The following is a 14,666-nucleotide window of genomic DNA, read 5'->3' on the forward strand; positions in this document are numbered from 1 at the left end:
CGTCCGACTCACCCTCCGGCTGGCAGCCCGGTCCGCGGGGCGGTCGCCAGGTGGTCACCGACTCGCTTGACCATCAGGGTCATCTCGTACGCGACCTGACCGACATCGGAGTCGGCGTCGGAGAGCACGGCGAGGCAGCTGCCGTCCCCGGCGGCCATGACGAACAGGAACGCCTCGTCGAGCTCGACGACGGTCTGGCGGACCCGGCCGGACTCGAAGTGGCGGCCGACGCCCTTGGCCAGGCTGTGGAAGCCGGAGGCCACGGCGGCCAGGTGCTCGCTGTCCTCCCGGGTCAGGTCCGCGGAGCTGCCCGTGGGCAGGCCGTCGCCGGAGAGGACCACCGCCTTGCGGATGCTGCCGACCTTGTCGACGAGTTCGTCGAGGAGCCAGTTGAGCGGGCCGGAGCCGCGGCCCCTGGTGTCGTTGCCGGTCTGCGGTGCGGTCATCGACCGTCCCCCTCGTTCTCGTTCTCGGTCGCGGGACCGGTGGCGGCGGACGTGCCTGCCCCGGCCTCCGGCTGCTGCTGTGCGTCCTGTTGCTGTACGTCCTGCTGCCGTGCCGCGCGGCGCTGCTGGGCGGCGTGCTGTTCGCGGCCCGCGGTCCAGCCCCGCTGGAGCGCCGACATGCGGTTGCGCACGTCGTCCGCGTCGCGGTCCTCCAGCGGCTCGGCGGCGGCTTCGGCGGAACCGGCGGACGGGGCGTTCTTGAGCTGGGGGGCCAGGTTGGCCTGGCGGACCCGGCGGGGCAGCCCGCCGGGGCCCGGGGCGGGCTGGGGCCGGGCGCCGCCGGGGTCGGTTCCGGCGGGCGCCGGCTGGGGCGCGGCCGCCGTCGGAGGCGTGGCGGTGGACGGGGACCGGCGGACCATGGACACCGGGCGGGGCTCGACGCGGCGGCCGTGCTCGGCGACCAGGGTCGGGGTCGGCCTGCGGCGCGGGAGCGGCACCGCGCCGCCGGCGCGGGGGCCTTCGGGGCGGGCGCTGTCGGGGCGGGCGCTGTCCACCCGGGAGTGGTCCAGGCGGACCGGGCCGGTGGGCGGCAGCGGCTCCCGCCGGCGGTCCCGGTCCCGGTCGCGTTCGCCGAACTGCTCGCCGAACCGCTCGCCGTCGGGCCGCTCGGCGGCGTTGCGGTCCGCGGCGCTGCGGTCGGCCCCGTTCCGGTCGGCGGCGTTGCGGTCCACTCCGTTGCGGTCCGCGCCGTTGCGGTCGTTCTTCCAGCCGCCGGCGCGCTGCGGGAGCCCCAGCAGGGAGCTGCGGGGGGTGCCGTTCGGCGGGGTCTCGTCGTCCAGGGTGGCCATGGGCGGGCGGCCGCTGCCGCCGCGCCCGGCGATCCCGGTGACCTCGTCGAGGCCCGCGAGGCCGGCGGGGGCCTCGGTACGGTCGATGCCGTCCAGCCCGAGGACGCTGAGCGGGGCTTCCAGCTCCACCGGCCCGTGCAGCACCCCGGCGGGCAGCGGGCGGCCGGAGGCGGCGCGGCCGGGCCGGGCGCGCTCGACGGCGGCCTGCGCGGGCCGCGGGGAGCGCTTGCCGTCAGTGAGGCGGATACCGGTGCCGTTGGTCTCGGGGGCCTCGGTGAGCAGGTCCGCCGGGAGGAAGACGACCGCGGTGGTGCCTCCGTAGGGGCTGTGCTGGAGGACGACCTTGACGCCGTGGCGATGGGCGAGGCGGCTGACGACGAACAGGCCCAGCCGGTCGGTGTCGGAGAGTTCGAACTCGGCGGTCTCGGCGAGCCGGAGGTTGGCGTCGAGCAGCGCTTCCGGGTTCATGCCGAGGCCGCGGTCGTGGATCTCCAGGGTGAAGCCGTTGGCGACGCGTTCGCCGTGGACCTGGACGGCGGTGTGCGGAGGGGAGAACACGGTGGCGTTCTCCAGGAGTTCGGCGACGAGGTGGGTGACGTCGGCGACGGCCGGGCCCTCGATGCCCAGGCGCGGGAGGCGGCGTACCTCGATGCGCTCGTAGTCCTCCACCTCGGCGACGGCGGCGCGGACGACGTCCATCAGCTGGACGGGCTTGCGCCACTGGCGGGAGGGCGCGGCGCCGGAGAGGATCACCAGGCCCTCGGCGTGGCGGCGCATGCGCGTGGTCATGTGGTCGAGGCGGAACAGGTCGGCGAGTTCCTCGGTGTCCTCGGTGCGCCGTTCCATGGTGTCGAGGAGGGTCAGCTGGCGGTGCAGGAGCACCTGGTTGCGGCGGGCCAGGTTGACGAAGACCTCGGAGACTCCGCGGCGCAGTTCGGCCTGTTTGACGGCGGCCTCGACGGCGGCGCGCTGGAGGCTGTTGAGGGCGAGGGCGACCTGGCCGACCTCGTCCTTCTCGAATTCCAGGCGGGGCGCCTCGGTCTCGACGTCGACGCTCTCGCCCGCGGCGAGACGGCGCATGACGCTGGGCAGCCGGACGCCGGAGGCCTCGTGGGCGTCCTTGCGGAGCCGGGACAGGTCGCGGACCAGGTCGCGGCCGATGCGGACGGAGAGGACGACGGAGACGACGAGGGCGATGAAGCCGAGGATGCCGGCGATGGCGGCCTGGATCAGGACGTTCATGGCGGCGGGTTCGACGCGCTTTTGGTAGGCGTCGCCGGCGGCGGTGCCCATGGTGGCGAGGTCGTCGAGGGCCTTGGTGGCGGCCTCGTCCCACTGGGCCGCGGTGACGGCGCGCGGGGTCTTGGTGGCGCCCGCGCTGATGAACCGTTCCTCCGCGTCGCGCAGGGGCGTGGTCTGGGGGCCCATCCAGTACGACTCGAAGCGGTCGCGGTCCTCGCTCGGCAGGATCGCCAGGTTGAACTCGTACAGCAGGCGGCGGTTGGCGGCGAAGTCGGAGACGTGCCGGATGTCGGCGGCGCTGACGTTGCGGGCGACGAGGGCCGAGGCGATGACGGCGTCCTCGCGGGAGAGCGTCTCGCGGGCGCGGGTGATGCCGACGAGGGCGCGGCCCTGCTTGTCCAGCTCCACGTTCTCCAGGGCGTGGAGATTGAGGAGGAACTCGTAGCAGGGGTCGACGAGCCGGCTGTAGAGCTCCAGGGCCTGGCTGGGGTCGAGGCTGTTCTGGTCGATGGAGCGGCGCAGCGCGGCGATGCCGCGGAAGGCTTCGAGGATGGAGTCCAGCCGCTGGGTGGTGCCCTCGCTGAGCTCGTCGAGGACCTCGGGGTCCTTGGCGTTGGCGCTGATGCTCTCGACGGCGGCGTCGGTGGCGGCGCGGCTCTTGGCGAGTTCGGCGGTGGCGACGGAGGAGCGGGGGTCGCCGACGACGACGAGGGTCTGGCGGCGTTCCTTCTGGATGACGCGGACGACGTCCTCGATGGGGTAGCCGACCTTGTCTATGACGTAGGCGACGTCGAGGAGCTGGACGGCCTGGCGGCCGGTGATGACTGTCGCGAAGCCCCAGAGGGCGGTCAGGGAGACGAGCGGCACAAGGAGCAACGCCACGATCTTCCGGCGGATGGACTTCCCGCGAAAGCGCATGGCCTCCCCAGCCTCCCCCAGCTCAACCCCATTGGCGGGGGTCGGTGTTCCGTCATTTAAACGGCGTGAGCCTACTACTGCCACGCAGCGGGTTCGAAGGCGTGTCCGGACGTTTTCGGCCGGGCCCGGGGACGGAGATCACAAGTTGTCCGGTCATTCCGGTCACGAGCGGACCGATATGTGGCAGATGACACTTGGTGGGGTGTCAGTTCCCGCTACGTGATGGATGGCTGGAATTCTTCGTTCCGCGTTGTTCGGGCACGGGTGGGGTGTCCGTGCTCCGGGAATCTCTCGGCCGTCCCGAGCGTCTATCCGAGTGGGGCGGGTAAGTCGGACTTACCCGGAACCACTGCGGTATGACGGGCCGCGTGGAGGGAGGGAGCGGACCATGCGGAAGTACGAGGACGGCGGCGCGGGCAGGGCGGGGCGGTCGCTGTGGGTGGAGGAGGAGTCGCCGCGGCGCAGGCTGCCGGACCCGGTGCGGGATTCGGCGGTGCGGGCGGTGCTGATCGTGGCCGTCACGCTGACGGAGGCGACGATCGCGTTCCTCCTCATGGTGACGGGCTCCTGGCTGGCGTTCCCGATGGCGCTCTGCGGGATAGCCGGGACCGTCGTGGCCACCTGGGCCGTGCTGGACGTGCTGATCACCCGGCAGATGTGGAACCAGCGGCACGGGGTGGTGTCACAGCCGAGCAGTACGGCGCGGGCCCGCCGCCGGGAGGCCCGCGCGTCGGTGCCCGCCCGGGGCGGGCGAATACGGCAGCAGCAGGCGGAGGCGGCCGGCCGGGCCGCCGCCTGGCAGGCGGCGGCCGGGGACCGGCGCTACCAGCCGGGCGCCGGCCGGAGCTGACCCCGCCCGGGGCCGTACAAGCCCGTACGGCCCCGGGCGGGTCAGGCGCCGACCGTGGAGCGGCGGAACATACGGGTCGCCGTGATCTCGCCGTGGATCGTCTCCTCGTCCGGGGACTGCTGCGGCAGGCCCGGGCGCAGGTGCTCCTCGACGCTGATGTACTTCAGGCCCGCGCGCAGGTCCGCGTCGTTGCGCAGCCGGATGACCAGCGGGAACTCGGCGAGGGCCGTGGTGTCGAACAGGCCCGTCGTGTAGAGCAGCTGGACGCCGAGCGCGTCGGACACGGCCCGCTGGAGCTCCAGCAGGTACGTCGCGTTCGCGCGGCCGATCGGGTTGTCGAGGAACAGCGTGCCGGCGTGCCGGTGCTTGTCGCGGCCCCGGTCGTTGCTGCGCAGCGCCGCCATCGTGCAGTACAGCGCGATCGCGGCGGTCAGCAGCTGCCCGCCGGAGAAGACGTCGCCCATCTGGCCGACGGGGACCCGCTCGGCGCGCAGCACCGCGTCCGGCTTCAGGATCTCGACGGAGATGCCCTTGGGTTCCAGCGCCGCCTGGACGCCGCGCAGCAGCAGCGACATGCCGTCGCGGCGGCCCTCGCCGAAGGAGGCGGTGCTGTTCTTCTTGACGGCGGCGCGGGTCGCCTCGTCGATGACCTCGCCGAGCCGCTCGGTGAGCGTGGCCTGGTCGGGTTCCTCGAAGCGGATCCGCAGGAACTCCTGGCCCGACCACTCCCCCAGGCCCTCGGGGAGCTGGGAGAGCCGCTGGGCGGAGCGCAGCGTGGCCAGGGAGGACTCCACCAGCCCGCGGAGCCGGTCGACGATGCTGTCGCGGTTGCGCTCCAGCTGCGCCAGCTCGTCGGTGAGGACGCGCAGCCGGGGGGCGAAGGCCGCCGCCCAGGCCGCGGCGTGCTCGGGCAGGGCGGAGGCGGGCAGTTCGCGGATCTGCTGGCGCGCGGGGGTGCGTACCTGCTCGTAGCGGTTGGCGTTGGCGTGCCGGACGAGGATGTCGCTCGCCTCCCGGACCGCCGACTCGGCGGCCGAGAGGTCGGCGGCGCAGCCGCGCAGCGAGCGGCGGGCCTCGGTGGCGGACTGGCGGGCCTCCTCCAGCGTGCCCGGGTGCGGCGCGGGCGACTGCTCGTCCTCGTCGTGCCCGTGGTCGCGCAGCAGGTCCCGCAGCTGGGCGGCGGTCTCCTCGAAGCCGCCGGCGCCGTCCTCGGCGGTGCGGTGGGAGCGCAGCAGATCGGCGTGCGCGGCCCGGGCGCTCTCCACGGCCGCGGTGTGGGCGGCGAGCTGGGCGGTGGCGGTGCGCAGCAGGCCCTGGGCCTGTTCGACGTCCCCGGGGATCATCTCCTCGGGCAGCTCGGTGTGCGCCTCGCCGTCGGTGGGGGCGTGCCGTTCGGCCTCGCCGCGCAGCCGGCCGAGCTGCTCGCTCGCGGTGGAGGCGCGGGTCTCCAGCATCTGGACGAGGGACTCGGCGCGGGCGGCGGCCGCCTGCCGGGAGGGGCCGTCGGCGCCGTCGGTGCCTTCGAGGAGCTGGGCGGCGCGGGTGCGGACCTTGTTGGTGAGGCGGTCGAGTTCGGCGAGCGCGGCGCTCTCGTCGCCCTCGGCGCGGGCCTGTTCGGCGCGCAGGTCGGCGCCGACGCCGACCTTCTCGTAGAGCTGGGAGGCGGCGCGGTAGGCCTCGCGGAGGTCGGGCAGCGGGGCCTTGGGCGCGCCGTCGTCCTCGGGGAGGGCCTCGGGGGCGCCGGCGATCTCGGCGCGTTCGGCGCGCAGGGCGCGGGCGGTGCGGCGGGCGTCGTCGGCGGCGCGCTGGGCGGCGCGGCGGTCCTCGTCGGCGGCGCGGGCGCGGTCCAGGCAGACCTCGGCGCGGGCCTCGGACTCGGCGGCGTCGTCGGCGAGTTCGCGGACCTTGACCTGCCAGCCGGCCCGCTCGCGCAGCCGGAAGGCGAGCCCGGCGAGGGCATCGGCGACGCGGCGGGCGCGCTGGGCGGTGTCCTGGCGCTCGTCGCGGACGCGGGCGGCGTCGGCGGCGGTGTCCTCGGCCTCGGCGCGTACGGTACGGGCCTCCGCGAGCTCGGCGTCGGCCTCCTCGGCGAAGGTGCGGGCGGCCGCGGCCTGTCCGGCCAGCTCGGCGAGGCGGCCGGGCGGGCAGCCGGTGCGCCAGGAGCCGAGGCGGGCGGCGAGCTCGCGGTCGCCGGAGAGCCGGGCGGCGAGGTCGCGGATCTCGGTGTCGCGGGCGGTGGCGCGGGTGCGCAGCGCCTGGCGCTCCTCGTCGGCGGCGTGCTCGTCGTGCATGGCCGGGTTCGGCGGTACGAGGAACACCCCGGTGTCGGAGTGGTCGGCGGGCGGCACGGGCGCCAGCAGGGCGGCGGCGGTGCCGACGGCCACGGTGGAGCGGGGCAGCAGGGCCGCGCCGGAGAGCACCTCGCGGGCCCGGTGGTGGGTGTCGGGGTCGGTGATGACGACGCCGTCGACGAGTTCCGGGCGGGCCGCGAGGACGGCGGCGTGGTCGGCGGGGTCCACGGACTGGGCGAGGTAGCGCCAGCCGGGCAGGGCGGGGATGCCGTGTTCGCCGAGGTACTCGACGGTGGCCAGGACGTCGGGGCCGGGCGGCAGCAGGCCGCCGTCGCCGAGGGCGCCGAGGATCCGGGCGTCGTCGGCGGCGGCGGTGCGCAGGTCGAACAGCTGCCGTTCGGCGGTGGCGACGCCGCGGGTGAGCAGTTCGCGCAGCTCGTCGGCGTTGCGGTCGAGGTCCGAGACCGTGAGCCCGCCGGCTGCGGGCGCGGAGCCGGCGGCCGCGGTCGGTGTGCCGGATGCCGCGGGGGCGCCCGGCGTGCCCGTGCGCGGGTGCGGGAGGAAGGTGTCGGGGGTCGACGGGAGGCCCAGCAGCTCCGCCAGGCGCGGGGCGGCGGCGAGGGAGGCGGCCGCCCGGTGTTCGGCGTCGTGCGCGGCCTCGGCGGCGTCGGCGGCGTCCGCCGCGCGGGCGGCGGTGAGTTCGGCGCGGGATTCCGCGGCGGCGGCTTCGCGGGCGGCCTCGGCGGCGGCGCGGGAAGCGTCGCGGGACTCGTCCCAGGCGGCCACGGCGGACTTCTCCGCGTCGGCGGCGGCCAGGGCGGCGCGGGCCGGGTCGGCGTCGGGGGCGGTGTCGTCGAGCCAGCCGGCCCGTACGGCCTCGGCGGTCTCCTGCTCGACCTCTCCGAGGCGCGAGCGCAGGTGTTCGGCCTCGCTGCGGGCCCGCTGGGCGGCGGTGGCGGCGGCGGTGGCGTCCCGGTGGGCGGTCTCGCCGACGTCCTGGAGGGCGGCGGAGCGCTCCTCCTCCTCGTTCGCGACCCGCTCGCCGTGTTCGGCGGCGGTGTGCAGGGCCCGTACGAGTGCGGCGGCGGCCGTGGCGCGCGCGGCGAGCGCCGGGGCGGCGTCCCGCTCGGCCTCCAGGATCGCGGCGGCGACGCGCGCGGAGCGGTCGGCGGCGGCGCGGTGGCGCAGCACGGTCTCGGCGGCCTGCCAGGCGGAGTGCAGGGTGCGGGCTTCGAGGAGCTCGCGGCGCTGGGCGGCGGCGGCCTTGTCGGCGACGGTCAGGGCCAGCGAGGCGTGCCGGTAGGCGAGTTCGGCGGAGACGGCGGCGCTGCGGTCGCGCGCGGACTCGGCGGAGGTGACGGCGTGGGCGGCGCCGGTGACCCGCTGGGCGAGGTCGGCGGCGCGGCCGCGTTCCTCGCCGGCGCGGGCGGACAGCCGCCGGGCGAGGGTGCGGGTGCGGCGTTCGGCGCCCGCGTGGACGTCGCGCAGCCGGGAGCGGGTCCCGGCCGCCTCGACGATCTTGGTGAGGAGGTCCACGGAGCCCGCGGTGAACTCCCGTTCGGCCATCAGCTCGCCGCGCCGGCCGAGCTTGTTGCCGAAGCCGTGGACCAGGTCGGCGAGGCCGTCGGTGTCGCGGGTGTCGGTGACGGCGCGCAGCAGCAGGTCGGTGAAGTCGGAGTCCTTCTTGACCGCGAAGAGACCGGCGGCCTCGCCCTCGTCGGCGTTCATCTCGCGCTGGTAGCGGAAGAGTTCGGGGTCGAGGCCGAGTTCGGTGAGGTGCTCGTTCCAGCGGTCGTGGATCTCCTCCCAGACCACCTCCAGGTGCGGGTACGCCTTGCCGGCGTCGGTGAGGGCGTCGCGGAAGCCCTTCATGGTGCGGCGGCGGCCCTGGGCGCCGGAGGCGCCTTCGACGGGCGGGCGCACGGCGGTGGCCTCGGCGACGGGGAGGTTGTCGAGGCTCAGGCCCGGGCCGGGGCGGAAGGAGTACCAGGCCTCGGCGAACTTGCGCGGGTCGCCCGACACCTGGCGGCCGCGCCATTCGCTGACCTTGCCGACGACCACGCACTCGCCGGTCTGGGTGTGCTGCCATTCCAGGGCCACGTGACCGCAGTCGTCGGCGAGCAGGAACTTGCGCAGGACACCGGAGCTGGCGCCGCCGAGGGTGTTGCGGTGGCCGGGGAGCATCACCGAGAAGATCAGCTTGAGCAGGACGGACTTGCCGCCGCCGTTCTCCAGGAAGAGCACGCCGGCGGGCGCGGGGCGCCGGGGCGGGCCGGTGGGCTCGTCCTCGAAGAACTCCGCCTGGGTGGGTGCCGGGTGGGGCACCGGCTCGCCGACTCCGCGCAGGTCGAGCACGGTGTCGGCGTAGCGCGCACCGGCGGGCCCGATGGAGTAGAGGCGGATCCGGGACAGCTCGTACATGGCGGCGGACTCTCGTGAATTCTCGGTACGGAGGGGTACGGAGGGCAGGTGGCTCAGGCGTGGAACGGCAGGCCGGCGTCGGCCGCGAGTTCCAGGTCGTCGCCCTCGGGCGGCGGCAGGAGGGTGGCGGAGCCGTCGCTGACGGGGACCACGCCGAGTTCCAGGAGTTCGGCCATGGCCGAGCTGCCCGCCATGTCGCGGACCTGGAGCTGGTAGCGGGGGGTGGTGCGGTAGGTGCCTCCGGAGTCGTCGCCGGTGCGCTGGAGGAACCCGGAGTCGGTGAGGAAGGCGGCGGCCTTGCCGACGATGCCGGTGGTGGATCCGGCGAGGCGGCGGGCGTCCTTGGTGGCGCCGGTCGAGCTGCGGCGGGCGTAGACGCGCCAGGCGGCCTCCAGGCCGGGGGCGTCGGAGGCCGGGTCGGTGTTCTCGCCGAGTTCCTCGGCGCGCTCCTCCAGGCGGCGGCAGGTCTGGCGGACGAACGCGTCGACCCCGTTGACGGTGATCCGGCCGATGTAGCCGTCGTCGGCGAGGTCCTCGGGCCGGGGGAAGGCGAGGGCGGCGACGGCCAGGTGCGCGAGGCCGTGCAGGAACCGGTCGGCGGAGTCGGCGGCGGTACGGCGGGCGTAGTCGCCCATCCGGACGGCGAAGACGGAGTCCTCGTCGGCGGCGACGGCCATCCCGGCGCGCGCCGACACCTCCAGGACGACGAGGCCGAGGCCGGTGGCCACGGCGTCGGCGAGGCGGCCGAAGGCGGGGTCCTCGCGGTAGCGGCGCAGCAGTTCGGCGTACTCGGCGTCGCGCGCGGGGAGCAGCTTGGGCTGGAGCCCGAAGGCGACGAGCCGGGCCGCGTCCGCGGCGTCGGCGGGCGTGACGGTCCCTCCGGGGGCGGGCGCGACGGGGGCCGAGGGGGTGTCGGCCTCGCTCCACGCGGGGTGCCGCTCGCTCCACGCGGGGTGCTCGGCGTGGTGGTCGCTCACGGGTGGGTCTCCTCGGTGGGGTGCGGTGCGGGGTGGTGCGGTGAAGGCTCGGGGCGGTGCGGTGCGGGCTCGGGGCGGTGCGATGCGGGACGGCCGGGCCCGGGGGGTGCCGGTACGGGGGATGCGGGCTCGGCGGATCCCGGCTCGGGGGGTGCGGTGGGCGGCCGGTACGGGCCGGGCGGCTCCGGGGTGGTCACGAGGCCTCCGAGCGGGCCGCGGCCATGCCGGCGGCGTCGAGGAGGGCGGTGCCGACGATCAGGTCGGCGCCGCCGAACTCCGGGTCGTCCAGCTCGGTGCCGTCGTCCACGGCGAAGAGCAGCCGCTCCTCGCCCTGCCGGTAGGCGGTGCCGACCGCCGGGCTCGCGGCGTGCACGGCCAGCAGCGCCACCAGGTACGGGAGGTCCGGGTCGGCGCGGCGGGCCTGCGCGAGCAGCCCGGAGAGGCGGCGCGGAGCGTCGTGCGGCAGGTCCAGGAGCTCCATGGCGCGGGCGAGCTGCTCCTCGCTGAAGCGGCTGTCGTCCGGGGTCGCGATGAGGTCGGGCTCGGGCATCTCCACGCCGAGGTGCTCCCGCTCCACGGGCGGGGTCAGCAGTATCTCGACGAGGTCGGCGACGCGGACGGAGACGGGGGTGCGCAGACCGGTGCCGGCCGCGAAGAAGGCGTCGGTGACCCGGCGGGCCTGCTCCACCGGGAGCGGCAGGACGGGCGCCACGAGCTGCCCGTACAGGTCGATGCCGGAGCGCGGCGCGGGGGCGGCGAAGGCCTGGCGGTCCTGCTCGGCGCGGAACAGCGGGCCGGCGTCCAGGAGGCGGGACTGGAGCTGGGTGTGGCGCCGGATGCAGTCCTTGACGATGTCGACCAGCTCGGCGGCGCGCCGCTTGTTCTCCGCCGTCTTGGAGTCGAGCACGGCGTCGGCCTCGTCGCGGGCCTTGCGGATGTTCGTGAGGATCGCGTTCTCGTGGCGGTACCGGTCGGCGACGTGGTCCAGGGCCTCGGCGATCATGTCGGGGACGGCCTGGAGCCAGTCCACGGCGCGCACGTTGCGCCGCGTCGCGTCGAGGGTGCGGCGCAGGGTCTCCGCGTACTGGACGGTGCGGTAGCGGGCCTGTTCGGCGGCGAGCTGCGCGTCGGCGAGGCGGCCCCGGCTGATCAGGACCTCCAGCTTGACCTCGGCTGCGATCTGCGCGCTGGTGACGTCCGTGTCGAGGGCGCCGACCAGCACGTTGACGGCCTCGTCGGTGGTGCGCAGGTAGACGGCGCCGCCGTAGCCGGGGACTTCCTCGATGAGTTTGAAGTCGTAGTCGCGGCGTACGTAGACGCCGTCGGGGCCGAAGGTTCCGTAGATCGCGCGGAAGCCCCGGTCGACGCTGCCGACGTTGATCAGGTTCTCCAGCACCCAGCGGGCCACCCGCTCGTGCTCGGCGGCCGGGCGGTCAGGGGCCTGGGCGGCGACGCGGGGCAGCAGCCTGGCCACTATCTGCTCGTGGTCGGCGCCGGTGTCGAAGTCCATGTTGAGCGTGACCAGGTCGATGGCGGCGAGCGCGACCTCCGCCATCGCGTAGCCCCCGTACTCGCCCGCCAGATTGGCCTTGCGTACGTCGAGGTCGTGCAGCGGGGCGGTGCAGGCGAGGGCGCGCAGCCGCCGGGCCAGGCCTTCGTCGGCGGCCGGGCCCGGTGCCGGGGACGAGAGGGGCAACGCCTGGGCGGGGAGAGTCACGGACAAAGACTAGGCGCTGTTGCTGACAACATCCCAAACGGCATGGTTCGGCCGGATCGGTCCCGGGGCGGCGGGGAACGCGGGACGGCCGCACGGGGAACGCGGGACGGCCGCGCGGAGAACGTGGCACGGCCGCGCGGGTGCTGTTCTACGCTCACCGCATGGCTTCCATGATCGCACCCCGGATCGCTCCCCTGATCGACCTGAACGCCGACCTCGGCGAGGGCTTCGGGCGCTGGACGCTGACCGACGACGAGGCGCTGCTCTCCGTCGTCACCTCCGCCAACGTGGCGTGCGGCTTCCACGCCGGGGACCCGTCGATCATGCGGCGGGTCTGCGAGCAGGCGGCGGAGCGGGGGGTGCGCATCGGGGCGCAGGTCTCCTACCGGGACCTCGCGGGCTTCGGGCGGCGCGCCATGGACGTGCCGCCGGATGAGCTGGCGGACGAGGTGGCGTACCAGATCGGGGCTCTGGAGGTCTTCGCACGGGCGGCCGGGTCCAAGGTGTCGTACGTGAAACCGCACGGCGCGCTCTACAACCGCACCGTCCACGACGCGGGCCAGGCGGGCGCGGTCGTCGCCGGGATCCGGCTGGCGGCGGGCGCGCGCGGGCTCCCCGTCCTCGGACTGCCCGGGTCACTGCTGCTCGCGGCGGCCTCGGAGGCCGGGCTGCCCCCCGTACCGGAGGCCTTCGCCGACCGGGCCTACACCTCCGCCGGGACCCTCGTACCGCGCGGGGAGCCCGGGGCCGTGCTGCACGATCCGGACGCGGTGGTCGCGCGGGCGGTACGGATGGCCGCCGAGGGCGCCGTGACCCCGGCCGACGGGACGGCCCCGGTGCCGGTAGCCGCGCGCTCGCTGTGCCTGCACGGGGACACCCCGGGGGCGGCGGGCCTGGCGCTGCGGGTCCGGGAGGCGCTGCGCACCGCCGGGGTCCGGGTGGAGGCGTTCGCGTGAGGGCGCTGGTGGCGGGCTCCGAGGGCCTGCTGCTCGAAGTGGACTCCGCGGCGCAGGTGGCCGCGCTCCACGCCGAGCTGCTGCGGCGCCGGGCGGAACTCGGCCCCGTGCGCGACATCGTGCCCGCCGCCCGGACCGTACTGCTGGACGGGGTGCGCGAACCCCGCGCGCTCGCGGAGCGGATCGCCCTCTGGGAGGTGCCGCCGCTGGCCGGGACCGAGGGGCCGCTCATCACCGTCCCCGTGCGGTACGACGGGCCGGACCTCGCCGAGGTGGCCCTGCTGTGGGACGTGACGGAACGGGAGGTGGCCGGGGTCGTCGGCTCGCTCGTGTTCCGGGTGGCCTTCTGCGGGTTCGCGCCCGGCTTCGGGTACCTGACGGGGCTGCCCGAGCGGCTGCACCTGCCGCGCCGGGCCACGCCCCGCGCGGCCGTCCCGGCCGGCTCGCTGGCGCTGGCGGGCGAGTACGCGGGGGTGTACCCGCGCTCCTCCCCCGGCGGCTGGCAGCTGATCGGGACGACGGACGCGGTGCTGTGGGACCCGGAGCGGGACCCGGCGGCGCTGTTCGCGCCGGGGGTACGGGTGCGGTTCGAGGAGGCCGGGACATGAGCGGGCCGCGCGGGCTGCTGGTACTGCGGGCCGGGGCGCTCACGACCGTCCAGGACCGGGGACGGCCCGGATGGGCGCACCTCGGGGTGCCCCGCTCGGGCGCGCTCGACGCGGGGGCGCACGCGCTGGCCAACCGGCTCGTGGGCAACCCGGTGGACGCCGCGACCCTGGAGACCACCCTGGACGGCGTGGCCCTGCGGGCACTGGCCCCGGTGACCGTCGCGGTCACGGGGGCGCCGTGCGCGGTACGGGCATCAGGTCGCCCGGTCGCCTGGGGCGAGCCGGTGTGGCTGCCGGGCGGGGCCGAACTGGAAGTGGGCCGGGCGGAGTCGGGACTGCGGAGCTACGTCGCGGTGCGGGGCGGCTTCGGCGTACCGGCGGTCCTCGGCAGCCGGGCGACGGACCTGCTGTCGGGGCTGGGCCCGCCGGTGCTCGCGGCGGGCACGCTGCTCCCGGTGGGCCCACCGGGACGGGACCCGGCCCGTGGGGCGGACGGGGCGGGGGCGGGGGCGGGGGCGGCGGGGTCGGCCGGGGCCGGGGCGGCGGGGTCGGAACTGGTGCTGCCGTTGCGGCTGGGGCCGAGGGCGGACTGGTTCACGGCGGAGTCGATCGCGGGGCTGTGGCGGTCCGGGTACCGGGTGTCGGCCCTGTCCAACCGCATCGGGCTGCGCACGGAGGCGGGCCCGCCGCTGCGACGGGCGCGGGGCGGCGAACTGCCGAGCGAGGGCATGGTCTTGGGCGCGGTCCAGGTGCCCCCGGACGGCCTGCCGGTGGTGTTCCTGGCCGACCACCCGGTGACGGGGGGCTACCCGGTGATCGGCGTCATCCCCGAGGGCCCGCCCCTGGACGCGACGGCCCAGGCCCGGCCGGGGACGGGGGTCAGGTTCGTGCGGGCCGGGCGGAATTGAACAGTGCTGGGGGTTTCCCGCCAGTCTCACTGTCCTTCCGGTTCGGTCCGGCCCGTCAAGGGCGCTCCTCCTCGTTCCTCGTCGTCGCGTCGCTTCGCGATGGCCTTCGGCCACCCTTGACAGCCCGGCCCGCCCCGGAATGCCAAAGACTGTCGGGAAACCCCCAAAGAACGGTCAGGGGGGACCATGACCACCCAGCCATCGCAAGACGCCTGGGCGGGGCTCCCGCTCGGCGGGAAACGCCGCCCCGCGTTCCAGCCTCGCCGGCGTTTGAGGCGCGGGGTCTGGGGCGGCGCCCCAGAGGGCCCCGAGCGCAGCGAAGGGGGCCTACCGCGCATCAGATCGCTACCCGCCTGCCACTCGGCTCAGCGGCTGCGGACCGGCCGTGGCTGGACACAAGCCGCCCACACTCGCCATGTGCTTCTCGCCCCACGCGACTGCGGACCGGCCGAGGCTGGGCGCCCGCCCTCACTACGCGGCGCGA

9 protein-coding genes are annotated in these 14,666 nt (G+C 75.8%); 4 read left to right on the forward strand and 5 right to left on the reverse strand.

The genetic code is table 11. The features are described from left to right. Positions 1-8: 8 nt before the first annotated feature. Entirely contained in the window at positions 9-446 is a 438-nt protein-coding gene (locus IE248_RS32840; RefSeq protein ID WP_037797174.1) for a roadblock/LC7 domain-containing protein, read from the reverse strand. Next, on the reverse strand, positions 443-3,454 hold the full coding sequence (locus IE248_RS32845; RefSeq protein WP_190032606.1) for a sensor histidine kinase: 3,012 nt from the start codon (positions 3,452-3,454) through the stop codon (positions 443-445). Before IE248_RS32845 ends, IE248_RS32840 begins: the two co-directional genes overlap by 4 nt. Before the next feature lie 388 nt (positions 3,455-3,842). On the opposite strand from IE248_RS32845, the gene IE248_RS37880 reads away from it, so the two are divergent. Then, positions 3,843-4,304, forward strand: a complete 462-nt coding sequence (locus IE248_RS37880; RefSeq protein ID WP_229895709.1) for a hypothetical protein — start codon at positions 3,843-3,845, stop codon at positions 4,302-4,304. Positions 4,305-4,345: 41 nt separating this feature from the next. Here IE248_RS37880 and IE248_RS32855 read toward each other — a convergent pair whose 3' ends face one another. From IE248_RS32855 to IE248_RS32865, 3 genes are all read right to left on the reverse strand, one after another. Continuing rightward, positions 4,346-9,016 (reverse strand): hypothetical protein, encoded by a 4,671-nt coding sequence (locus IE248_RS32855; protein WP_190032607.1) that lies wholly within the window; start codon positions 9,014-9,016, stop codon positions 4,346-4,348. A gap of 53 nt (positions 9,017-9,069) precedes the next feature. Further along, positions 9,070-9,993 (reverse strand): membrane protein, encoded by a 924-nt coding sequence (locus IE248_RS32860; protein ID WP_037797177.1) that lies wholly within the window; start codon positions 9,991-9,993, stop codon positions 9,070-9,072. 193 nt (positions 9,994-10,186) lie between these two features. Next, the gene (locus IE248_RS32865) at positions 10,187-11,710 is read right to left on the reverse strand and encodes a hypothetical protein (protein WP_037797178.1); all 1,524 of its coding nucleotides are present in this window, start codon (positions 11,708-11,710) and stop codon (positions 10,187-10,189) included. A gap of 194 nt (positions 11,711-11,904) precedes the next feature. Here IE248_RS32865 and IE248_RS32870 point away from each other — a divergent pair, with 194 nt between their 5' ends. From IE248_RS32870 to IE248_RS32880, 3 genes are read left to right on the forward strand one after another with little or no spacing between them, the layout of a single operon-like run. Next, positions 11,905-12,666 carry a LamB/YcsF family protein gene (locus tag IE248_RS32870; protein ID WP_100582491.1) on the forward strand — a complete coding sequence of 254 codons (762 nt, stop codon included), beginning with the start codon at positions 11,905-11,907 and terminating at the stop codon, positions 12,664-12,666. Then, positions 12,663-13,274, forward strand: a complete 612-nt coding sequence (locus IE248_RS32875; RefSeq protein ID WP_190032608.1) for a 5-oxoprolinase subunit B family protein — start codon at positions 12,663-12,665, stop codon at positions 13,272-13,274. The genes IE248_RS32870 and IE248_RS32875 overlap by 4 nt, the downstream gene beginning before the upstream one ends. Next, on the forward strand, positions 13,271-14,182 hold the full coding sequence (locus IE248_RS32880) for a 5-oxoprolinase subunit C family protein (RefSeq protein ID WP_190032609.1): 912 nt from the start codon (positions 13,271-13,273) through the stop codon (positions 14,180-14,182). The genes IE248_RS32875 and IE248_RS32880 overlap by 4 nt, the downstream gene beginning before the upstream one ends. The last annotated feature ends 484 nt before the right edge of the window (positions 14,183-14,666 follow it).

The organism is Streptomyces goshikiensis (assembly GCF_014650555.1).
In the GTDB taxonomy this organism is placed as follows: Bacteria; Actinomycetota; Actinomycetes; order Streptomycetales; family Streptomycetaceae; genus Streptomyces; species Streptomyces goshikiensis.

Excerpts from the sequence above, each read along its gene's own strand:
- IE248_RS37880 (WP_229895709.1), top strand. The coding sequence starts at position 3,843 with ATGCGGAAGTACGAGGACGGCGGCGCGGGCAGGGCGGGGCGGTCGCTG.
- IE248_RS32880 (WP_190032609.1), top strand. The coding sequence starts at position 13,271 with ATGAGCGGGCCGCGCGGGCTGCTGGTACTGCGGGCCGGGGCGCTCACG.
- IE248_RS32855 (WP_190032607.1), bottom strand. The coding sequence starts at position 9,016 with ATGTACGAGCTGTCCCGGATCCGCCTCTACTCCATCGGGCCCGCCGGT.
- IE248_RS32845 (WP_190032606.1), bottom strand. The coding sequence starts at position 3,454 with ATGCGCTTTCGCGGGAAGTCCATCCGCCGGAAGATCGTGGCGTTGCTC.
- IE248_RS32840 (WP_037797174.1), bottom strand. The coding sequence starts at position 446 with ATGACCGCACCGCAGACCGGCAACGACACCAGGGGCCGCGGCTCCGGC.